Raw genomic sequence first — 22,179 nt, 5'->3', positions numbered from 1 at the left:
CGACAGCCCAAAACCGTCTAGTCAGGTCGCGGAAGCGGATACTTCACGGGCGACTTGGTAGCAAGGCGGTTTTTCGAGGAGTACTCATCCGAGTGTCTCCTATATCGGCTATATCGGCTTTCGCATATGCCGCTCGTGCTCTTGAATCCGAGCCATCACCCGGTCGATCGCATCCGGGCTGGGGTCCGGGGTAGGCATCTTTCTGAGAAGCATTTCCATCCACCGGGCTTCCTCAAGCGCATTCTGCGCTTCCAAGGATGTTTTAAGCAAACCTATAGCTTCCGACCGTTGGACCGACGGCCACTCGAACGGATACCCTTCGTATTGGTCGAGAAGTTCGCAAAACGTACTTAGCCTCATTCATCCCTCTCTAAAGGCCTTCTAGACCTTTCGTCGCGCACAGCCCTACCTTCGTGAGGTGACGCTTCTGTTCTGACCTCCTGTTTGCTCGCGATTTCGCGCCAGGCATCTCGCAGTTCTCGCAATCCGTTGCCTATACGAGCGAGACATTCCGAGGCGTTCGGCTTCCCCACCGTCCCCATCAGCGCGACCATATTGTTCTCGTAGCCGTCACGCAGTCGCTCGGCGAGTATTCCGCCGCGCTCTAGATCAAGGGCCGCCAGCAGAACGCGCAGGATGTCGGTGGCGCGCCGCACCTGGTCGAACTGCACGCCGAAGTCACCACTTTCAGCGGCTTCGGCGGCAGAACGCAGGCATACCAAAACCTCATCATAAAACGACACGACCGCGAGCAGCGGTGGCAAGGTCATATTGGCGTTTCGGTAGGCGGACAAAGCGTATCGGGAGTCCATCGAACAACCTCCTAGTCGAGACCGCTTTTCAAAAACGCTTGGAAAAGTTTGATGGTAGTTTGGGCCTGCGAAATACGGTTAGCCATCCTACCGTACAGTGTAGAGAGGTATTGGGCGTAACCCTTAGTCGAAGCCTCAAGGGCCTGGATACGCTTATCGACGTCGCCGTTCGTCTTGCTCAACGACGAGATCAATCCCGACAAGATGCCATTGTCGGCGTCTGCGAATTTGTCCGCCACGTAATGCATCCGGTCGGCCACGCCTTGGCTCAACTTGACAGAGATGGTTTTCGAGGTTCTGCCAGTATAGAGCAGTGCCAGTCCCTCGTAGGCGGTGCCTGGCTTGCCAATGATCGCGCTGCCGCTGACGCTAAACGTCGAGGTATCGCCGTCGACGTCGGCTCCAGTCACCTTACCGTCCGCATCCACAGTGACGTTTAATTCGAAAGTGAAGCTGGAGTTCGGATGGCGCAACAGCGTCAAATCGCCGGACGATATCGCCGCCCTATAGCTGAACAACGTCTCGACGGCATCAAGGTCGTTCAGCAAGGCTTTGTTTAAAAGCCCGTCATTGATCGTAAGCTTGTTATCCGCGTCGAATTTGATACCGAGTTCTCCGAGCCCTCTGCCATCTACGCTTGAACTCAGGATATTCTGGATAGCGGCGACGGCGCGTAGATTGACGTCGCCGAACAAGGTGGCATTTCCGTCGGCACTACCGTCGGGCTTGGTTGCCTGGCCGGAAATGACGATGTCGCGGAGAGCATTGTAGGACTCGACGAACGAGGTGACCGCCGTCTTGATGGTGTTGAGGTTATGGTTGACCTTGAGCGTCAACACTTCCCGATCCGGAGTCGGATTGTAGATGCGCAAGGTAACCCCCAACAGCACATCATCCACGTCGTTACCACTACGGATCAGGGAGACTCCATCAACCGTGAATTCGGCGTTCTGTGCCGCCTGAAGCACATTCTCGGCCTTGACGTTACCGCTATTGTCGATCAAGCCGAACTTGGAAGCATCGGCGAGGAGCGAGTTCCCCGCGGTATCCGCGAGACGAATCGTCTTCCCGGTTTCGGTAGCGGTGAGGATCAATCGATACTGATTGTCCGCGACTTTCATCACCGAGGCCGCAATCTTGGTGACGCCGGTTTCGGCATTGATCGCTTCGGCAACCTCGGTTAGGGACATGTCCACACTAACGGTCACCGTGACATTAGGCGCGGTTCCCGCACCGAGGGTAAAGCTACCACTCCACCCCAATGCGTCGTTCTGTGACGAGCGGACAGCAGAGGAGAGAATGTTCGCCTTGGCGACCTTGGAAACTGAAATCGAATGGCTGTTAAGCGCGGTATCGTTCCTCACCGAGGCCGACAGGTAGGTTTCCGCTCTAGCACCGGAGGACGTGGCGAGTTTAGCCTCGCGAGCGCGGAACACGTCGCCCCCCCTTCCCCCGCTATCGGGCGCGGCCCGCAATGCCGTCGCCGTCCTGCCGAGTGCCGAAAGCTTACTTCGCAGATTGCTGTAAGCCGAAATTTTCGCGCTATTAACCTTGACCTCGTCATTCAGGCGGCTAATGCGGCTCCTACGGGGTTGTAGTTTGGCTTCGATCAGCGCCTTCGTATCGAAATTGTCATACCCCGCCCCGGAAGGGCCGGTCGTCATTGTGGCGCTCGATATGTCTCCGATGGCAGTCATGACACCTCATCACGGAAAAGGAAGGGGAGCGGAAGCGCTCCTCTCCCCTTCGTCGACACCAGACGCAGTCTCGGAAGACAGCTTTTTAACTTCTGAGTAGACTCAAGAGTTGCTGCGGCATCTGGTTCGCCTGCGTCAACGCGGCGATCGCCGCCTGGGATTTGACGCTAGCCGAAGCGAGCTTGGACTTCTCCGCCGCTACGTCGGCATCCATCACTGTGGACTGGGCAGCACTGAGGTTCTCATGCGATGTATTGATAGTCTGAGATCGGAAACCAAACCGCGACATGCTCGCTCCTACACTGGCGCGTTGGCTGGAAATTGTTCCAATCGCGGTATCCAGGGCGGCGATCGCGGTCTTCGCATCGGCCTGGACATCGACCTTGGTGGCATCGATAGCGAGGGTCGTGGAACTAGCCGAGGCGATTTTCACGTTGATCACATCGGCAACATCGGTACCAACCATGAAATCGACCCCCGCCCCGTAGACCCCGGCGCCGTCGAGCAGCGACACGCCGTTATAACGGGTAGAAGTGGCGATACCGTCGACTTCCTTGATCAACTCTGCATACTCGGACTGAACATATTTGCGCTCGGCATCGGTCACCGAGCCCGAGTTGGATTGAGCGGCCAAGGATTTCATCCGCTGCAGGATGTCGGCGATGCGTGCGAGACCACCGTCGGCGGTCTGCAGGATCGCGGTCCCTTGCGAGGCGTTGGTGGAAGCTTGGCTGAGCACCGTCACATCGGACTGGATACGAGTACCGATAGCAAGACCTGAGGCGTCATCCGAGGCCTTGGTGATGCGCGAACCGGAAGCCAGCTTAGAGGTAATGGAGGATTCGGCGGCAGAATTCAGGTTGAGGTAACGGAGCGCCGAGTTGGCGGCGGTATTCGTAGAAATGACGGGCATAGTGATGTCTCCTTCTGATCCATGTCATCCCGTTGGGGAAATCGGCCGCTCTTCAAGCGGTCACGGATAGAACGGAGGAGCCCCCCGATTCAGGCGATTTTTTTAATCGTCGGCGAAAATTTGACGAATGTCGTACTCCGAATGGCGCAAACGTTCCCGCAGCTTCTGGCGCCCACGCTTGACCAAACCCTCCACCGCCTGCCTCGAGGTACCGAGCACAAGCGCAATCTCGCCGTTCCCCATTCCATTGTAGTAGGAAAGAGTTAAGGCCGCGCGCTGTTGCACAGGGATGGTAGCTATTGCGTCCTCTAGGCTGTCGTAAACCTGACGGCGATGCATGGAGGTCTCCGCATTGGGTCGTCCGTCCTTCGGTTCAGCCACGTCATCAACACACATCTCTTTTGGTCTACGTTCCAGGTCGATACAACGATTGAACACCACTTGGTAAAGCCACGTGGAAAACTTGGCTCGCCCCGACTGCCAGGAGTGGCGATGAGTCCAGGCCTTGACCAAGGATTCTTGCGCCACATCCTCAGCATCTGCTGGATTTCGTAGCATTCGCAGGGCAAGAGCAAACGCATAATCAAGGTGGCGCTTCACAAGAATACTGTAAGCCTCTGCATCATCGAGCTTGAGCCGCTCCAAAAGAATGCTGTCATCAAGATCGCAATCCGCCCCCGAAGCAGGAAGACTGGACGGCAAGGTTTCGGGCTTCATCGTGTTTATTTCCCTTAATTGGGGGCCTTGTTGGCCTCGACATCAAATTCATTTCTAGTAACATCGCCATCATCGTAAAACACACTCAGAAAAATTAAATCACTGAACACGAAAAAAACAATCTAAATCATTTTATGTTCTAAACATTGGTTGATTTAAATAACAAAACAACAAACAATATTAAACATTTTTCACACCAAAACAGCCGCCACCATACCCCACCAACCAGCACTCTTATGGAAACGGCGTTCGTCACAGAAGATTTCAATTACACAAAACTTGAAGACGAATCTGGAGCAGTATGATGGGGTTTTTGTCGACAACCTGTGGAGGTATGATGGAGGCAACAAAAACCTCCTGCACCGGTCCACGGTTATCGAGACACTGGGTTGATGGCTATGCCGCCGCTGCGGGCGGTGTGATCTGGTGGGCCGAGGGTTTGTATCCGTGCCACTCAAGTATCCATTCCTCGTTGTAGCGGCACCAGAAATCGATGAAGGCCTGGCGGAGATCCTCGACGGTGTCGAAGCCTCGCACCCACAGCAAGCTCTCCTTCAGTGTGCGGATGAAGCGCTCGGCGCATCCGTTTCCCTCCGGGACACGGACGAAAGAGGGCGAGCTTTCAATACCGAGGAAGGCGATCTCGGCCTGAAAGTCGTGCGCCGCGTACTGGCTTCCATGATCATGACGGAGTTTCAATCCTTTGGCCGCATCTTTGGCGAAGACACCGAAGCGGTCGCGCACGGCCCGACGGGTGGGCTCCAGGGCCTCGAAGCGGGTCGCCCGTTTCGAGGCGTGTATCCCTACGCATTCCGCCGAACAGTGATCGACGGCGATCACCACCGCCACTTGCCGCTCGCCGGTCCAGGTGGCGGCCAGGTCCGTGCCCCACATCTCGTCCACCGTTTCGAGCGAATGACACCGTCATGATTGCACGGCTCTCTGGGGCGCCCTTGGCACTGGGGAGCTTGGAGGCCGTTCTCCCGCATCAACCGCATGATCCGGCGTTTGGCCGTTCGGATGCCCTTGATCCGGAGCCGCGCCCAGACCTTGCGATAGCCCTCGCCATGGAACGGAGACGCCATGAGCATTTGCCCGGGTCTCGTCAACCAGGCCTGCATCTGACAGGGAAACGGGGCGGGCCACGGCGCCGAGGCGGAACCGCCGCGGCCCGGTGGCGGTAGACCGAAGCCCGACCGATCCGCCAGACCTGCGTGACCCGAGCGATGCCGTAGGCGCAACCACTCGATGGCGACATCCTCACGCTCATCGCTTCGATCTCCGTCGGCCCAAAGGCCGGCCGCTCTCCATCACGTCGATTTTGCTCTCCAGCGGTTCCTTGGCCAGCAAGACCTCGCCCAACTTGGCGCGGAGGCGGTCGATCTCCAGGTCCCGGTTATCTTTCTCCCGCGTCGCTAGCGCCGCCTCTCCGGTAGCCAGGAACTCGTCCCGCCATTCGGACAGGCGCGCGGCCGTCACCCCCGGCGAGCGCGATACCCGCTCCAAATCCTCGCCTCTCAGCAGACGCGGCACCGCATCACGCTTGCACCGCCACGGACAACGCCCGGCCCGGGGACTTCTCCACTCGCCCTCTGGGCTCCTTCCGAAGACCCCGGGCCATGCGTCTTGCTTTCGTCCATGCTCCACCTCCACGCGGTTACCTACCGGTTATGAGGTGTCTCGCGAAACTCTAGACCGGGGGAGGCCGAAGCTTCCGCGACCGAGGAAGACTCTCCGCCACACCGCGACGCTCCCTTCTTTTTTTCGCCTGAATTTCTGTGTGGCTCCGTATCAGAGGAACCATTGATCGGCCACCAACACTTATTCCACTATCTATTCAAAAGGAAAACGCCAATATTTGAAAACAATGTATAAAAATAATAATAAACGCAAATACAATAAGTAAAAATAAATTTTGTTTACATATAAAAACAGACGAACGGATAAGGAGTTTTGTGCAATGACAGAAGCGTCTCGCCTCAGCGTAACCTCTGCTCAACCGGCAAAAATGACCTCTCAAGCGAGTAGATCTCCGTCGTCGAACTACGACACGTTCTTACGTTTGCTCGCCACTCAGCTCAAAACGCAGAACCCGCTGAACCCCGTAGACAGCACCAAATTCACGGAGCAGTTGGCAACTTTCTCGGCTCTCGAACAACAGATCACAACCAACAAAAAACTCGATTCAGTGCTTAGTCAGTTCAAGGCGTTCTCAATAACCAACGCCGCCGGGCATATTGGAAAGACCGTCACGGCCATCGGCAATACTTTCGCGATCGGATCCGGCGGCACGTCCGACACCAAGTTGACCTATTCGCTGAGCGGTACGGCCAAGGACGTGAATCTTTCAATCGCCGACGGTAGGGGCAACATCGTGTGGTCTGGCAAAGGCGAAACCTCCACGGGGAACCATGACTTCGTCTGGAACGGCAAGGACATCAAGGGAAAGACGGTCCCCCCAGGCGACTACACTCTAAAAGTCGCGGCCACTGACGCGAACGGAAAGGCCGTCGCTACAACCACCACCCTAAACGGCAAGGTCACCGCCGTCGTTTCCGGGCAGGGCATCACCCTCCTCGAAATTGGCAACACCAAGGTGGACCAGTCTGCCGTCATCCGTATGACCGCCTGATCGGAAGAATGATCATGAGCTTGTCCAGTGCGATGTTCACCGCCGTTTCGAGTCTCAAGGCACAGAGCCGCGCCCTTTCGGTGATTTCCAATAATCTCGCCAATAGCGGCACTACTGGCTACAAGACCGTCACGACCAGTTTCTCGTCACTGGTCACTCAGATGTACAATGGCACCAATTACCCCGGTGCGGGCGTCACCTCATCGGCTCGCCAGCACGTTGCCAACCAAGGCAAAATCGAAGGAACAGCCAAGACCACCGACATTGCCCTCGACGGGAACGGCATGTTCCTGGTGCGCCGCGGCACTGGCGATGACTCGCTCTATTTCAGCCGCAACGGCGAGTTTCAACAGGACAACGAAGGTTATCTCGTTAACAACAACTATTACTTGCTGGGCTGGCCAACTGACAGTACCGGCAAAGTGGTCTCCACCCAGTCATCGGCGGCACTTGAACGCATCAACGTCACGAAAAACATTTCTTCGATTCAACCGAGTAGCGCCGCGACCGTGAAGGCCGACCTCGGCCCCAGTACCGCTATCGGGGGAAAATCGACCTCGTCGATGGAAGTCTACGACGCGCTAGGTAATCTCCATACCGTCACCTCGACTTGGGAGAAGACTGCCACCAATACCTGGACCCTGGGTTTTTCTTGCCCTGACGGCACCTCCTCTTTAGGTGCTACGCCGCTGAATTTCGATGGTACCGGCAAGCTAACTTCGCCAAGCCCCGCCAACATTACTCTTCCTTTCAACTGGACCAATGGTGCCGCCGCTAGTTCGATCGTCATCGACCTCACCAACGTGACCCAAACGAACAAGTCGGTAGGCGTCGATCAAGTGTCCGCCACGACTAACGGCCACACCACAGGTAAGCTACTCGGGGTTTCCATCAGCAACGATGGCGCGGTGACGGCCACCTACGATAACGGTGAATCGCTCCCAATTTACAGGGTCGCGGTCGCTACTTTTGCCAACTACGACGGTCTCTCTGCACTCTCTCACGGGATCTACCAGAAATCGCGGGATTCCGGCGACTACAGTCTACACACCGCAGGCGCCGGGGGTTCCGCCACGGTCAAGGGAAGCAGCCTGGAGAGTTCGACAGTGGACACTGCCGACGATTTCTCACGGATGATCGTGGCCCAGCAGGCTTATTCTGCCAGCTCACAGGTGATCAAATCCGCCAAGGACATGTACGACACGCTACTGAGCGCCGTACGTTGAGCTGCTTTGGAGAGCAATGATGAGAAGAGAATTGTCCTTCCGTACGATCGAGGACGTCCTCGCCAACGCCGAAGCCGCCGAAACCCGCGCTGGACACGCCATCGAGGCCGCGCGAACACGACTCACTTCCGAGGTTTCGAAAGATACGGAAACCGAGGAGATCATCAAGATCATTACCGAGGAGCGTTCACTCTCCCGAGAGCGGCGGTTGCGGATGCATCGCGTGGCTTTGGTGGGCGTCCAGGAGATGGAAGGGGTTGTGCGCACCCTTAACGAGCACATGCAGATGCTCTCATCGCAACTGAACAAGATGGCCGAGCACACCAGCGCCGCCACTGCTTATATCCGAAACGCACACCGCGATTGACGCCCCCCTCATCGAAGCTTCAGGAGAAAAGCCATGATCGAGAAAATTACCGTACCACACCTTAGCTCTCTGCCTCATATCGCAAGCGATCGCCGCACCGGATTGCCCGAACGCCTGCTGCGCGTGATCGCTGAGCTGACCAAGCAAATTGAGCGAGAAAACGCCGACCTCGCCACAGGTTTCCCCGCGTTGATGACGCCCGGCATCGAACGCAAGCACGAACTCGCCGACGCCTATGTGGAACTCTACGGCGAACTGCACGAGACTGCTCCGGGCTTCCTCTCCCTCCCCGACGATCTCGCCGAGCGGATGATAAGTGCGATACTGCGTTTGCGTGAGGTCACGAACGAGAATTTGGCCCGCCTCGATGCGGCAATGGCAGCCTCCCGCCAAAGAATCCAGGCGGCGCTAGCGGCAGCGCGCGACGCCCAACGGCAACAGGGCACCTACAGCGCAAAGGGTGAAGTCCCCCTGCGGGCAAACCTCACCGCCTTCGGTGGGGATTACCACGCATAAAGGGTGACATCGCTCCGCACACTCCAAGGAAAACGCCATGTCCCTTTCCACCGCGCTCGGTTCTGCCACTTCGTCATTGCGTGCCATTCAAGTGCGATTGGCACTTGCTTCCTCCAACATCGCCAATGCCGACAATTCTAGCTACACAACCAAGCGCGCGAAGCTCGCGCCGAGCGTCACCGGTGGCGTCGGCACAGGCGTCGAGGTAACCGGCGTCGGCAGTGGCGTGAACGCCAATCTGTTGCGGGACATAGTCAATTCCACCTCGGAGAACGCCGCCGCTCAGGCATTCTACAATTTCATGAAGGCGCTATCGGACACTCTTGGGCACGTCAACAGTGACGGCAGCGGCTCGTCGATAGCTTCGAGATTGTCCAAGTTTCAATCTCGGCTGGACTCGCTCGCCACCACACCGGAAAGCGCGACTCTCAAGGGCGAGGTGATCACGAGCCTTGACGACGCTGTCACCTCCATGCGCAACGCATCCGAGGAGGTTCAGCACCAGCGCGCCCAAGCCGACGCCGCGATCGCCAAAGCAGTTGGGGCCGCCAACGACGCATTACGCGACATTCACACCCTGAACGAATCGATCCTGCGTGCCGGAGCAACCTCCCAGCCTACCGCCGACCTGGAAGACCTCCGCAGTGCCGCTCTCAAGTCCCTCGGAGAACAAATCAAAATCAACGGCTACATCTCCGCCAACGGCGCAATGACGGTCTACAGTGGATCGGGCGAGATCCTGGTAGGAACGGAAGTCCACGAACTAACGTTTACCGCCGCCGCCAAAGTCTCCGAAAGCGCTGCCTACCCCACGGACCTTTCGGGGGTTCGTGTGAATGGTCACGACATCACTGGCTCGCTCGCCTCCGGCAAAATTTCCGCCCTACTTACTCTCCGCGACGTCGCTCTCCCGGGTATACAGTCGCGACTCGACGCGGCGGCGGGAAAGTTGAAGGATTCTATCAACACCCTTTCCAACGGCGGTAGCGCCGCGCCCCCACCCAACACTCTGACCGGCACTTCCTCGCACAACACGGCCGATGCCCTGTCTGCAAGTGGCTCCCTACGGGTCGCCGTTACTGACGCGCAAGGTGCCGTAACGGAGACCCAAGATCTCCCCCTCTCGTCATATTCCACTGTGGGCGATTTGATCGGAGCCTTGAACGGCATCCCAGGGCTGTCGGCCAGCCTCGATGGCGACGGACACCTCTCCTTGCGAGCGACCATCACGAGCAATGGAGTTGCTGTGGCCGGCGGCAGCGTCAACGGCAAAAGCTTGTCCGGGTATTTTGGGCTTAACGATCTGGTTGTCGGCAGTGGTGCCGGCGATCTCGCGGTCAAGGTGGATGTGCTCGCCGACAGTACGCGTCTACCGACCGGCTTGATACCAACCTCTGGGACGCTGTCGACGGGAAAGACCGCTATCAGCACCGGATCGAGCAAGCTCGCCACCGCGATGGCCGACGACCTGCGCGCCTCGGGAGTCATCGCCATGGTTTCTGACCTCATCGGCGACATCGGTGCACGGACCAACAGCGCAAAAAGCCGCGCCGCTACTGCCGAAACCAGTCTCAACGCACTGACCTCGCGCTTCTCCTCGCAATACGGCGTCAATGTGAACGAGGAAAATGCGCGGATTTTGCAGCTTCAGAACGCCTACGCAGCATCGTCCCAAGTCCTTAGCGCCGTGAAATCGATGTTCGACGATCTGATGAAGGCGGTGAGATAAGAGATGATCACACGCGTCTCCACATTTGGCCTTGGCTCAACGATGATGAACGCTGCTTTGACCGTTCAGTCAAAATATGCCGAGACCGCCACTCAGAAGGCCTCTGGTCTGGTCGCCGCGACCTACGGTGAACTTGGGGCCGGTGCCGTGCCTCTGCTCTCCGCCGAGGACATGATGACGCAGATGAAGGTCTGGAAGAGCAACACCGAGATCGCAAAGAACCGGGTACAGTCGATGTACTCGGCGGTGGGAAGGATGATAGAACTGCTGACCTCCTTCCGGAGCAGGCTCAGCGCCGCAAAATCGGACGCAGGCAGCGCCGCAACGCTGAACCGGGCCGGTCGCGATTTGATTAGCGATCTCGCGAGCCAAATGAATCTGCGCATGGACGGTCGTTATTTGTTCGCGGGAAGCAGCACGGGCTCTCCACCGGTGGACACCGCCAAGCTCGCCGCGCCAATTTCGTTCCCATCCGCGACCAACACCTCCTACTATACTGGGGACGACGAGCGTGCCGCAGTGCGCATCTCCAGCCAACAGACCATCGTCTACGGCGTCGGCGCAAACTCCGATGGCTTCGAAAAAGCACTACGTGCGGCCAACATAGCCGCTCACTTGGCGAGTTCGCCTCTCAACACGGTCGCGCTCGACGAAACCTACGATGTCGCCACCAAGGCGCTTGACACGCTGATCGCCACCCAGAGTGCCCTCTCCGATATCTCCTTGCGACTGGAAAGCGCGGAAAAGCATCAAACCCTGTCACTCGACCTATTGAACTCTATAACAAGCGACATCAAGAATGCCGACCTCGCCCAGGTCACCGTCAGGCTCTCGCTGTACGACACTCAGTTGCAGGCGTCCTACTCCGCCTTAAGCAAGGTCACACACTTCAGTTTGGCAAAATATCTGTGAATTGGAGTCCGCCATGGAAAACGGCAAAGCTTGCCGTTGCGGTCTCGCGGATCAGTTCTTACGGATGGGTGATCGGCGTAACGCCTCGGCAACGACACGATCTGAAAGCCCCGAGGGAGCCTTCGGCGGGTTTCTAAGCCCCGTTTCCAAGGCTTCGGCCCGGCGCATCAACTCCTGCGCCTCAACCGACTCGGCAATAAAAGTAGTGGCAGAGAGACGGTATAATTCCGGCCATGAGTTCAGATCACCGCCAAAGCGGTCGAGCAAACTCTGGAATTCTTCCAGCGTGAGAGAAGAAACTGACATGATGCCCTAATCTTTCTGATCCTAGCAGGCCGAAATACTGCAAACTGCTATAGTTGTAATCGAACTCCCAGAAGAGGGCAACTTTATATGTGCTCGGCATCCATAACCATGATGGTGATCGACTGACCTGTGTGTCAAATCGCTTCCAACCGCGCCCCCCTTTTCGCTTCCAATAATGACCCTCTGGGGTGAAGGATTTGGCTTATCCGCGTAGTGCATAGGAGGGACCCGCGCCCGTAGCGCAGCGCCGTCGGCGGTGTGCGGAGCGGAGGGCGTGGGAGGTTCCTGTGCGCCCACGAGGAGAAGCCCGGGAGGGGGTCTGGGGGAGGGTTTTGTCAGTTTCGGTTTTTGAAGCGCCAGCTGGTGTTGCCGGTCTCGATGATGTCGCAGTGGTGGGTCAGGCGATCGAGCATGGCGGTGGTCATTTTGACGTCACCGAACACTTGCGGCCAATCGGCGAAGGCGAGGTTGGTGGTGATCAGGAGCGAGGTATTCTCGTAGAGTTTGCTGATGAGATGGAACAGCAACTGCCCGCCGGATTGGCTGAACGGCAGATAGCCGAGTTCGTCGATGACGACGGGATCGTGGCGGAGCAGCCTCTCGGCCAACCGCCCGATCTGGCCTACGGCCTTTTCCTGTTCGAGCTGGTTGACGAGATCGACGAGATTGAAGAACCGTCCCCGCGCCCGGTTACGGATGACGGCGGCGACGGCGATGCACAGATGGGTTTTGCCCGTTCCGCCGATGAAGATGCCGTTGCGCTTGGCGTCCAGGAAGGTGCCGGTCGCGAGCTCGCGAACCTGCCCCTGATCCACAGGGGTGTCGGCGAAGACGAAGCTGTCGAGATCCTTCAACACCGGGAACTTGGCGCCTCTGATGCGATAGCTGATCGATCGCGCCTGACGGTGGCCAGGCCGTGATCGAGCACCGCGCCCAGCACCTTGACGAACTGGCGATCTCCATCGGCGTGGCTCTTCAACTTGGCACGAACCTGAGCCAAGGCGACCGGCAGGTCCCCGTCCTTGAAGGGAGCGCCGTTGCGCAACGCCCCGGGCTTCTTCACCAGAACCGGCAGGTAGTGCCAGGGATCGTAGATGATCTGGTCACGCCGGAAGTGGCGCGGATGGTCGGCGACGATCTCGTCGTTGCAGAGGACCACGATACGTTCAGCGTGGGAGCGCACCAGAACCATCCGACCCGCCGCGCGCGTCCACGCTATAGCGGTTGTGATCGGCCATGATCAGGCAGGTGGTGCTGGCCCTGACCGCCTTCTCGACGAAGCCGTCGAACGGCGCACGCAGCGCCATCAGGCTGGGCCGTTCGTCCTCGAACACCTCCCAGATCGTCCGCTCCTTGAACTCCGGGTGTCGGGTCCGCCGGGCGTAGGCGAGGCACTGATCTTCCAGCCAGCCATTCAACTCGGCAAGGCTCCTCACCCGCGGCTTGGGGCGGAAGAGCCGATCGCGCAGATCGCCGACCTGGTTCTCAACCTGCCCCTTCTCCCAGCCGGCCGTCGGCGTGCACGCCACCGGCTCGATCAGGTGGTGCAAACACATCTGCAGGAACCGGCGATTATATTGCCGCGCCTTGCCGACGAAGATCGCCTCGACCGCCGTCTTCATGTTGTCATAGATGCCGCGCCGGCAGACCCCGCCGTAGAACAGGAACGCCTTGTCGTGGGCGTCGAAGACCAGATCCTGGGTCTCCCGGAAGTAGGCGCGCACGAACGGCATGCGGCTGTGCGACAGCTTCATGTGCGCCGCCTTGATCATCAACGGCAGCCCCTGGAGCGTGATCGTCTCGTGGCTCCAGTCAAACTGATAAGCTTCCCCGGGAGCGAAGCTCATCGGCACGAAAGCCTCGGCTGGAACCCGTGCCCGCTCGTCCCGCCAGACCTTCACAAACCGGTGTACGCTGCCGTGCGCACCGTCATAGCCGCGCCCGCGCAATTCCTCGACCGGGCCACGCGGTTGCTGATGAGGACCGTACCCGGCACGATGAACAGAACGAAGAGTGCCGGCCGCCAGTCGAGAATCAGAATGGCGATTGCGGTCATGACGACCGCGCTGAGCAAGCGGCCGAGCTCGTTCGCGGCTTCGGTCACCAGCGATTACAGCCCGTCGATGTCACTGGCGATGCGCGATTGTACCTCGCCCACACGGGCTCCGGTGAAGAATCGCAGCGAGAGGCTTTGGAGATGGGAGTAGAGCCGTACCCGCAGGTCGTGCAGAATCGCCTGTCCGATGCGTGAACTGAGGATTACCTGGCAGGCACCGATAGCAGCCGACAGAAAGGCGACGACGACCATACCCGCCACCAGCCAGACGAGCAACCTCAGATCGTGCCGTGGCAAAGCTTTGTCGATGATCGCGCGTAACAGGAACGGGCCTGTCAGACCGGTCGTTGAAGCGACCATCATAAGCAGCATGACCGCCGCGATCCGCCCCCGAAAAGGGGTGAACAGCGCCAGCAGACGTCGAATGGAGATATGCTGCGCGGCAAGATCGTCATAATCGTCGGGATCTTTGAGATGTGTGGACCTTGATATTCTCAGCCTGAGACAGGCAACACCCCGCGCGGCAGCCGGATTTCAACGGCTAGACCGGGGGTGCGGGAAGAAAGGATCAGCGCATCGCCTCCATGCGCCTGGGCAATCGCCTTGACGATTGGCAGGCCAAGACCGGAGCCACCACCGCTACGCCCTCGCGAGTCGTCCGCGCGCCAGAACCGCTCAAAGGCGCGCGCACGGCTTTCTTCGGGAAGGCCGGGTCCGGTATCGATGCAACGGAAGAAGACGTGCTGCCCGGCGACGCCGGTCTCGACGTGCACCGCACTTAGCGCTGCGTAGCGGCAGCAATTTTCGAGAATTGCGACGAAGGCCTGTCGCAATCGCGAGCGATCAGCACTCGTGACTGCGCTGCTCAACTCCCGGGTCGTGGTGATGCCGGCCTTGCCGAGTTGATCCTCAAGCGAGGTCAGCGCCGCCTCCGCCTCCACCGCCAGATCAAGACGTGAGTATTGCAGATCCAGCTGACCCGCATTGCTCAGCGCCAGCGTGCGCAATTCCTCTACGATTGCCGACAGATCGTCCACATGGTCGATGAGCCGGCCATAGAGCTCGGCGCTGGGGGTAAAGACACCATCCAGCAAGCCCTGCAATCGCCCGCGCAGAATGGTCAGAGGCGTACGCAGTTCATGCGCGACAGCCGAGTTCGAGTATTTCAACTCGGCCTCGGCGCGCTGCAGCCGCTCCGCCATCTGGTTAAAGTCGTCGACCAGATCGCTCGCCTCGCCGAAATTGCCGCGGCGCAATGAGGCGCGCGCCGAAAAATCTCCCTTCGCGACCCTGCGCGCGGCCCCGGCGACCGATTTCAACGGATCCACAATCCGCCGTGCAAGAATCCAGCCCAGCAATGAGGCGGTTGATATGCCTATTCCCAGGAGGAGGCCCAGCGTTACGATATCACCGGTACGCAAGAAATCGTCGTCGGTGAACTCCGGATAGAGCCATTCGTAGATGAAGGAGAAATAGGCGAGCAGCCCGAAATAAACGACGGCAAAGGCTAGCAGGGTAAGTGCGATCATCGCGCGAACGATCAGGGAATTCAGGTTTCTAGCCATGTGTGTTGTCCAGTCGGTAGCCGACGCCACGGACACCGGCGAGCAATCCGTCCGCCCCAGCCGCCGCCAATTTGCGGCGCAAATTGCTGACATGACTGTCCACGGTCCGATCAAGTGCTTCACCTTCCGGCAGGCAAGCATCGACCAGTTCCGAGCGCTCGAACGCCCTGCCCACGCTCGCGGCCATATGAGCCAGAATACGAAATTCCGTCCGCGTCAGGTCGAGCGTCACCGGCCCCGCCGCGTTTTCGACCTCCACCCGATAAGCCCGCGGATCGATGGTTAGCGGCCCGACGCGTAGCATCCGCTCGGTACCGCGCCCGATGGTTCGGCGCAGGACGGCCTTGGCGCGCGCCACAACCTCAAGCGGGTTGAACGGCTTAACGACATAATCGTCGGCACCGATGCGTAGAGCCTGCAACTTGTCGAGATCCTCTGCCAGCGCAGTGACCATGATGACGGGCGTATCGCCGCGCCGACGGATCGCCGCCAGCACCTCGTAACCGTCCTGCCCCGGTAACTTGATGTCCAGCACCACAAGGTCGGGCCGCAAGCGCAGGTGATGGGCAAGCCCGACTGTCCCATCACCCGCGGTGATGATCCGGAAGCCTTCGCGCGACAGGTAGGTCCCGATGATTTCGGCGATCTCGGGCTCGTCTTCAATAATAAGGATCAAAGCATTGTTCATGGCTATATTTTCGATCTTTGAGACGCTGTCTCCAAAGGTTCATTTGGCTGAGATCGTGTTTTTCTTCAGATTCTTCTCCCATGATTTCGGCATGGTCAATCGACTGACAGCAACGTAAAGCACCGGAACGAAGAAAACCGCCAGCACTGTCGCGGTCAACATCCCGCCGAACACGCCGGTCCCGATTGCATTCTGGATTTCAGAACCGGCACCGCGTGCGATCATCAGCGGCACGACACCCAGGATGAAGGCCAGCGAGGTCATTAGAATAGGCCGAAGCCGCAACCGGGATGCCCGCAACACTGCCCGAGAGAGGCTCATCCCCTCATGCCGCAGGTGTCGGGCGTACTCGACCAACAGAATAGCGTTCTTGGCGGAAAGCCCGATTATGGTGATGAGGCCCACCTTGAAAAACACGTCATTCTCCATCCCACGCGCCAGCACCGCCAGAACTGCGCCGAGCACACCCAGCGGCACGACCAGCATGACCGCCAGCGGGATTGACCAGCTTTCGTAGAGTGCCGCGAGCACGAGGAAGACGACCAGCATCGAGGCGGCAAGGAGCGTCGAAGCCTGCGCAGCGGATTGCCTTTCCTGCAGGGATTGGCCGGTCCACTCCAGCGCAAAGCCCTTTGGCAGCTTTTGCGCCAAACGCTCCATCTCGGCCATCGCCACGCCGCTGGAGACCCCCGGCGCAGCCGAACCTGAGATGCGAGCAGCTGGATAACCGTTGTAACGCGCCATTTGCAGGGGTGAGGTTTCCCAGACGGGTTGGACGACTTCAGACAACGGAACCATGCCGCCGTCAATGTTGCGCATCTGGAGACGCAGTACATCCTCGACATGCATCCGGGCGGGCGCATCCGCCTGCACCACCACCTGCTGAAGCCGGCCCTTGTTGGGAAAGTCGTTGACGTAGCTCGATCCAATCGCCGTCGAAATCATGTCGCTTATCGCCGAGAAAGACACCCCAAGCGCCAGCGCCTTCTGACGATCGATCTTGAGCGCAATGCTCTGGCCATCGGGCAGGCCCTCCGTCATCACTCCGGTATACAATTTGCTTTCGGATGCCAGCGCGATGAGCTGGTTCTCGGCCGCCTTCAGTGCGGCCGGACCTGAATTGCCTCGGTCCTCCAGCCGCAGCGCGAAGCCGGACGTTGTGCCGAGCGATTCGATGGCGGGGGGCTTCATGATCATCGCCGTGCCTTCAGGGATATCCGCCATCGCCGCCTCAACTGCCGCGATCTCTTCGTTCACCGTCGTCTTGCGTTCGCTCCAATCCTTCAGGCTGGTGAATGCTTGCGCGGCATTGGGACCAGAGCCGGAAAAGCCGAAGCCCAGAATCACGGTGCTCTCGACAATATCGGGACGGGTCGCGGTATGCGCTTCATAGATTGCGACGATCTCGCGCGTACGTTCGGCGGTGGCGCCGGCCGGCAGCTCGAACATGGCCATGAAGTTTCCCTGATCCTCTTCCGGCACGAACGACGTTGCTACCCGTGAATAACCAACGCCCAGGGCCACGAGCAGCAAGGCATAGATGACCAACATCCGCCCGCCGCGCCGCAACATCCAGCCGACGACACCGGTGTAGCGCGCGGTCAGGGCATCGAACTTTCTGTTGAACCACGCAAAGAAGCCACCTTCGGCATGGCTTTTCGCGGGCCTTAGGATCGTAGCGCAGAGCGCGGGCGTCAGTGTCAGCGCGAGGAAAGCGGAAAACAGGATCGAGACCGACATCGACATGGTGAACTGGCGATAGATCGCGCCGACAGAACCGCCGGCCATGCCCATTGGAATGAAGACAGCGGCCAGAACCAGGGTGATACCGACGATGGCGCCTGAAATCTCGCGCATAGCCTGACGAGTGGCGTCCCTCGGCGACAGGCCCTGCCGGGACATGATCCGCTCGACATTTTCGACGACGACAATGGCATCGTCGACGATGATGCCGATGGCTAGCACCATGCCGAACATGGTCAGCACGTTGATCGAATACCCCGCGGCCATCATCACCGCGAAGGTGCCCAGAAGCGCGATTGGCGCAACAATGGTTGGGATCAGCGTATAGCGGACCTTCTGCAAGAACAGCAGAATCACCAGGAAGACCAGCACCATAGCCTCGACCAGCGTCTGGATAACCTTGGTGATCGACACCTTTACGAAAGGCGCCGTGTTGTAGGAAATTGAGATCGCCATATCCTTCGGCATCGCGGTCTGCAACTCGGCCAAGCGCTTTTCGATCGCGGCTGCGGTGCGCACGGCGTTGGCGCCGGGCGCCATCTGGATCGCGGCGGCAGCTGTGGGCTTACCGTTGCTGCTGACGCTGAAGGCATGTGTTTGCGCGCCGAGTTCCACCCGCGCAACATCCGACAAGAGAAGACGCGACCCATCGGCCTGCGCTCGCAACGGTATCGCGGCGAACTCCTCCGGCGTGTTCAACTGGCCATGCACAGTCAGCGGCGTCGATATTCTCGTCCCCGGAACCGTCGGCTCGTCTCCGACCCTGCCAGGCGAAACCTGAGCGTTTTCGCGCGTGATGGCCCCGGTCACATCAGCCATGGTAAGGTCGTAGGCAGCCAGTTTCGCCGGATCCACCCAGACGCGCATGGCGCGTTCGGAACCGAACTGTTGGACGCGGCCGACGCCCGGCAGGCGCTTCAATTCTTCGCTCACGTTGCGGGTCAGATAGTCGCCAAGGGCCAGTTCTTCGGTCCCGCCGCCGCGCGACTTCAGTGTAATAACCATCAGAAAACCCGATTCAGCAGCTTCGACATTGATGCCACCGCGCCGGACGGCCTCCGGGAGACGCGGTTCGGCGTTCTTGAGGCGATTCTGCACATCCACCTGTGCCAGTTCCGGGTTGGTTCCGGGTTTGAACGTCACCATGATGTTGGCACCGCCGGTCGAGTCGACGGTGGACTCGTAATAGAGCACGTTCTTGACGCTCGAGAGTTCCTTCTCGATGGGTGTGACCACGCTGTCATTGACGGTTTGTACCGTCGCGCCGGTATATGTCGCGAAAATGCCGATGCTCGGTGGCGCGATTACAGGGAAGCGCGCCACCGGAAGTTGCGGAATGGCGATAATTCCAGCCAACGCTATGAAGATCGCAATCACCCAGGCAAAGACCGGGCGATCGATGAAGAATTGTGGCATGATAATCTGGCCTTTACAGCTTGTCGGCCGCCGGTGCGGCATCTTGCAAGACGGTAACCGGGTTCACGGTCATCCCGTCCTGCACGCGGTCCTGTCCGCGAATGACGATCACCTCGCCCGCCTTCAGGCCCGACGTCACGACAAGACGCCTCCCAATCGCGTCGCCCAGGACCACGTCGCGTCGTTCGGCCCGCCCGTCGCCAGCCACGACCATGATCTGCGCCCCGCCTGCACCGTTGCGAACCACGGCATCTTCCGGCACCAGCAGAGCATTGGGAAGAAGGCCACGTGCTATTCTTGCACGAACGTACATTCCGGGCAGAAGCCGCAATCCCGGGTTCTCCGCCTCAATCCGGACTGTCGCATTACCGGTCCCCGTATCCACCGTAACGTCCGACAGCACCAGCGTGCCTGGACGGGGGTGTGGTTTGCCTTCCGTGTCTAGTATCTCGACCGGACCTAATCCTTGCTCGGCGGCGGACTGCAATCCATCGAGCTTCGTCGCGGGCAAGCGCAGATCCACATACACACGGTCCAGTTCCTGCACCACGGCGAGCGCTTCCTGACTCGAAGTAGACGCGAGAGCGCCCTCGTCGGCCAGCGTGCGCCCGACATAGCCTTTGATCGGTGACCTTAGGGAGGCGAAATCACGATCGAGCTGGCGGCGGTGAAAGACCGCCTGGGCCTCGGCGAGGTTGGCCTGCGCCACGGTCAGTCCATTGCGGGCGTCTTCGTGATCCTTCCGGCTCGTCGCATTGCTCGCAAGCAGGGCATCGGCACGTTCAAGCCCTCGACGCGCGTGCTCCACCGCCGCCTTGGCTCGCGTCAACCCTGCCTCCGCTGTCTCCAGATCGGCCAAAAGCAAGGCCGGTTCGATTTCAAACAGGATTTCCCCAGCCTTAACCTGGGTCCCACCTTCCACAAACCGCTTCTTGATTATGCCGCCGACCTGAGGCCGTATCTCTACCCTTCGATAGGCGGTCACACGCCCAGGAAGTTCATCGATCAAAACAACACGTTCTGGCGCAAGTGTGGCCGTGGTGACCCGCGCGGGAGCTTGCGCGCCCAAGGAGGCGCCGTCTGGCTCCGAGACCGCACTCCCCCGAAACACCAGCAGTGTCGAAGCGATGGATGCGCAAATTACAAAGGCAACGAACAGGAAACGGCGCGACATGGTATGTGTCCAGATTGGAGTTATCATCCACTCATTGACATGCGCTCTTCAATACCGGGTCGAGAATTCGTGGAGATTCTGTGGAGACGGACGATGGGAACCCCTTATGATTTTGGTTAAGAAATTTCTCTGTGCCCAAGGACGCGAAGAAATGCGTACACGGACTTTTGTCTATGTAGTTCTGAGTTTTGAAGAAGGGGCGGTGTTGCTGGCGCTGGCACGGCGTCGCAAGACTGCTCAATGCCTGGCGATACGCACGGATTGCTCTTCTTTGTGCTGAGCCGGCGCGACGCATTCTGGGGAGAAGCCGGTCATCACGGTATGCGCAATGTCTGCTGGTCGGCGGTCGAAACGCCGCCACCGAGGGCGCGATAAAGCATTGATTCACTGACGATTTGCGCCAGCCGAACATCGGCAAGAGCGGCCTCGGCGGAGCGACGGCGCTCCTGCGAGTCCAGCCAGATGCGCAAGGTAATTGCACCGGCCCGATAACGTGCCTCTGTCAGCTTCTCCACTTCCTGCGCGGCCGCATAGGCATTGCGCAGTTGGCGTGCCTGTTCGGCATAGTTGGCGCGAGCACCGAGCGCATTGGCGACATCGGCGAACGCGTTGAGCAAAGTGGTACGAAATGCAGCGACAGCCTCTTCATACCGCGTTTGTGAAACGGCGACCGTCAGCTTCATATCCTTCAGGTTGAGGAATGAGAGGACGGCACCGGCACCCAGAGTCGCGACCGGGTTGGAGATGAAGGAGATGAGCTGATCGCTGCTGGTGCCGAGTCCGCCGGTAAGCGAGATCGCCGGATAGAAGCTGGCGCGCGTCGCATCGACGTCCCTCAGCGTGGCACGCAACCGCGCCTCCGCGGCGCGGAGATCGGGGCGACGGGCAAGAAGGTCGGCGGGCAAGCCCGCTGCGATAACGGGCAGTCTCCGTTGTGGCAGGCTCTGCGGTTCGGGAACCGGGCTGGGCACACCATTCGAAAGAACGGTGAGCACATTGCGCAGGACGAGGCGTGCCTGCCGCAGTTCGGATATCCGCGCAGCTTGCGTCTCGACGGCTTGTTCGATTTCGTGAAGTTCGAGGTCGGAAACAACGCCGATTTCCACCTGTTTTCGGACGAGGGCCTGAATTTGACGTATATAGGCGAGGCTTTTTTCGGCCGAAGCGATCGATTGATTGGCGTGGGCGATGCGGAAATAGGTTTCGATCGTCATGCCGATCATTGCAAGGCGCGCGGCCTCATAGTCCTCGGCGGTTGCCTGGGCCTCAAAGCCCGCTTTGTCGCGCTGCGCCGCCAGCTTGCCCCACAGATCGACCTCATATGAGATGCCAATGGACGCAGACGACGATGAGGCCGAAGTAGCGTTTCCCTGGAGGGGCTCGTTACGGGAGGTGGCAAGATTTCCGTTCAACTTCGGGAACAGCGCATTCGCCGCAAGGTCCGCCTGCAAGCGTGCTCGCTGAGCACGAAGGGCCGCCGCGAAGACGTCGTTGTTGCGGGTAACCACTTCGCCGACCAACGTTGTGAGTTTTGGATCTCCAAAGGCAACCCACCATTGACCGGCCCTCACCGTGGCCGGGCCCTCGGAAGCGGTGGCCGACCATGTTGGCCCCGCAGGCAGATTGGGGCGCAGATAGGGTGTTGACAGGCTGGTGCACCCGACAAGCAAGACAAGGGAACAAGGGGCAATCAATCTGAGGAAAACCATA

18 protein-coding genes and 3 pseudogenes are annotated in these 22,179 nt (G+C 59.2%); 6 read left to right on the top strand and 15 right to left on the bottom strand.

Translation table 11 applies throughout. From position 1 onward, the window contains the following. Positions 1 to 356: 356 nt before the first annotated feature. The 5 genes and pseudogenes from ODR01_RS20020 to ODR01_RS20000 all read right to left on the bottom strand — a co-directional run. Positions 357 to 812, bottom strand: a complete 456-nt coding sequence (locus ODR01_RS20020) for a flagellar export chaperone FliS (RefSeq protein WP_316979471.1) — start codon at positions 810 to 812, stop codon at positions 357 to 359. An 11-nt stretch (positions 813 to 823) separates the two neighbouring features. After that, entirely contained in the window at positions 824 to 2,509 is a 1,686-nt protein-coding gene (fliD, locus tag ODR01_RS20015; protein WP_316979470.1) for a flagellar filament capping protein FliD, read from the bottom strand. 85 nt (positions 2,510 to 2,594) lie between these two features. Continuing rightward, a complete protein-coding gene (locus tag ODR01_RS20010; RefSeq protein WP_316979469.1) occupies positions 2,595 to 3,422 on the bottom strand; it encodes a flagellin in 828 nt (275 codons plus the stop codon). A gap of 102 nt (positions 3,423 to 3,524) precedes the next feature. Beyond that, positions 3,525 to 4,139, bottom strand: coding sequence for a sigma-70 family RNA polymerase sigma factor (locus tag ODR01_RS20005; protein WP_316979468.1), 615 nt, complete (start codon positions 4,137 to 4,139; stop codon positions 3,525 to 3,527). A gap of 396 nt (positions 4,140 to 4,535) precedes the next feature. Beyond that, a pseudogene (locus ODR01_RS20000) lies at positions 4,536 to 5,711 on the bottom strand (DDE-type integrase/transposase/recombinase); the annotation flags it as partial. Positions 5,712 to 6,099: 388 nt separating this feature from the next. On the opposite strand from ODR01_RS20000, the gene ODR01_RS19995 reads away from it, so the two are divergent. From ODR01_RS19995 to ODR01_RS19970, 6 genes are read left to right on the top strand one after another with little or no spacing between them, the layout of a single operon-like run. Beyond that, a complete protein-coding gene (locus ODR01_RS19995; RefSeq protein WP_316979467.1) occupies positions 6,100 to 6,771 on the top strand; it encodes a flagellar hook assembly protein FlgD in 672 nt (223 codons plus the stop codon). A 14-nt stretch (positions 6,772 to 6,785) separates the two neighbouring features. Beyond that, positions 6,786 to 7,997, top strand: coding sequence for a flagellar hook protein FlgE (gene flgE / locus ODR01_RS19990; protein WP_316979466.1), 1,212 nt, complete (start codon positions 6,786 to 6,788; stop codon positions 7,995 to 7,997). A 16-nt stretch (positions 7,998 to 8,013) separates the two neighbouring features. Next, on the top strand, positions 8,014 to 8,364 hold the full coding sequence (locus tag ODR01_RS19985; RefSeq protein ID WP_316979465.1) for a hypothetical protein: 351 nt from the start codon (positions 8,014 to 8,016) through the stop codon (positions 8,362 to 8,364). Between the two features lie 33 nt (positions 8,365 to 8,397). Next, entirely contained in the window at positions 8,398 to 8,880 is a 483-nt protein-coding gene (locus tag ODR01_RS19980; RefSeq protein WP_316979464.1) for a hypothetical protein, read from the top strand. Between the two features lie 37 nt (positions 8,881 to 8,917). Further along, on the top strand, positions 8,918 to 10,609 hold the full coding sequence (gene flgK, locus ODR01_RS19975; protein ID WP_316979463.1) for a flagellar hook-associated protein FlgK: 1,692 nt from the start codon (positions 8,918 to 8,920) through the stop codon (positions 10,607 to 10,609). A 3-nt stretch (positions 10,610 to 10,612) separates the two neighbouring features. Beyond that, on the top strand, positions 10,613 to 11,521 hold the full coding sequence (locus ODR01_RS19970; protein WP_316979462.1) for a flagellin: 909 nt from the start codon (positions 10,613 to 10,615) through the stop codon (positions 11,519 to 11,521). A 51-nt stretch (positions 11,522 to 11,572) separates the two neighbouring features. Here ODR01_RS19970 and ODR01_RS19965 read toward each other — a convergent pair whose 3' ends face one another. The 10 genes and pseudogenes from ODR01_RS19965 to ODR01_RS19920 form a co-directional block, all read right to left on the bottom strand. Further along, positions 11,573 to 11,827, bottom strand: a complete 255-nt coding sequence (locus ODR01_RS19965) for a hypothetical protein (protein ID WP_316979461.1) — start codon at positions 11,825 to 11,827, stop codon at positions 11,573 to 11,575. 335 nt (positions 11,828 to 12,162) lie between these two features. Next, a pseudogene (istB, locus tag ODR01_RS19960) lies at positions 12,163 to 12,732 on the bottom strand (IS21-like element helper ATPase IstB); the annotation flags it as partial. Continuing rightward, a pseudogene (gene istA, locus ODR01_RS19955) lies at positions 12,678 to 13,782 on the bottom strand (IS21 family transposase); the annotation flags it as partial. The pseudogenes istB and istA, both read right to left, overlap by 55 nt. Beyond that, a complete protein-coding gene (locus tag ODR01_RS19950; protein ID WP_316979460.1) occupies positions 13,725 to 13,931 on the bottom strand; it encodes a hypothetical protein in 207 nt (68 codons plus the stop codon). The pseudogene istA and the gene ODR01_RS19950, both read right to left, overlap by 58 nt. 6 nt (positions 13,932 to 13,937) lie before the next feature. Then, the gene (locus ODR01_RS19945; protein WP_316979459.1) at positions 13,938 to 14,255 is read right to left on the bottom strand and encodes an ABC transporter transmembrane domain-containing protein; all 318 of its coding nucleotides are present in this window, start codon (positions 14,253 to 14,255) and stop codon (positions 13,938 to 13,940) included. Between the two features lie 122 nt (positions 14,256 to 14,377). Beyond that, positions 14,378 to 15,448: an ATP-binding protein gene (locus tag ODR01_RS19940; protein ID WP_316979458.1), complete on the bottom strand. Its 1,071-nt coding sequence runs from the start codon at positions 15,446 to 15,448 to the stop codon at positions 14,378 to 14,380. Continuing rightward, positions 15,441 to 16,136: a response regulator gene (locus ODR01_RS19935; RefSeq protein WP_316979457.1), complete on the bottom strand. Its 696-nt coding sequence runs from the start codon at positions 16,134 to 16,136 to the stop codon at positions 15,441 to 15,443. Before ODR01_RS19935 ends, ODR01_RS19940 begins: the two co-directional genes overlap by 8 nt. A gap of 39 nt (positions 16,137 to 16,175) precedes the next feature. After that, positions 16,176 to 19,295 (bottom strand): multidrug efflux RND transporter permease subunit, encoded by a 3,120-nt coding sequence (locus tag ODR01_RS19930; protein WP_316979456.1) that lies wholly within the window; start codon positions 19,293 to 19,295, stop codon positions 16,176 to 16,178. Positions 19,296 to 19,308: 13 nt separating this feature from the next. Further along, entirely contained in the window at positions 19,309 to 20,469 is a 1,161-nt protein-coding gene (locus ODR01_RS19925; protein WP_316979455.1) for an efflux RND transporter periplasmic adaptor subunit, read from the bottom strand. A gap of 314 nt (positions 20,470 to 20,783) precedes the next feature. After that, entirely contained in the window at positions 20,784 to 22,178 is a 1,395-nt protein-coding gene (locus tag ODR01_RS19920) for an efflux transporter outer membrane subunit (RefSeq protein WP_316979454.1), read from the bottom strand. Position 22,179 lies beyond the last annotated feature (1 nt).

Source organism: Shumkonia mesophila, assembly GCF_026163695.1.
GTDB lineage: Bacteria > Pseudomonadota > Alphaproteobacteria > Rhodospirillales > Shumkoniaceae > Shumkonia > Shumkonia mesophila.
Note: the sequence above shows the minus strand (reverse complement) of the source record. Positions and strands in the feature narration are given on the sequence as shown.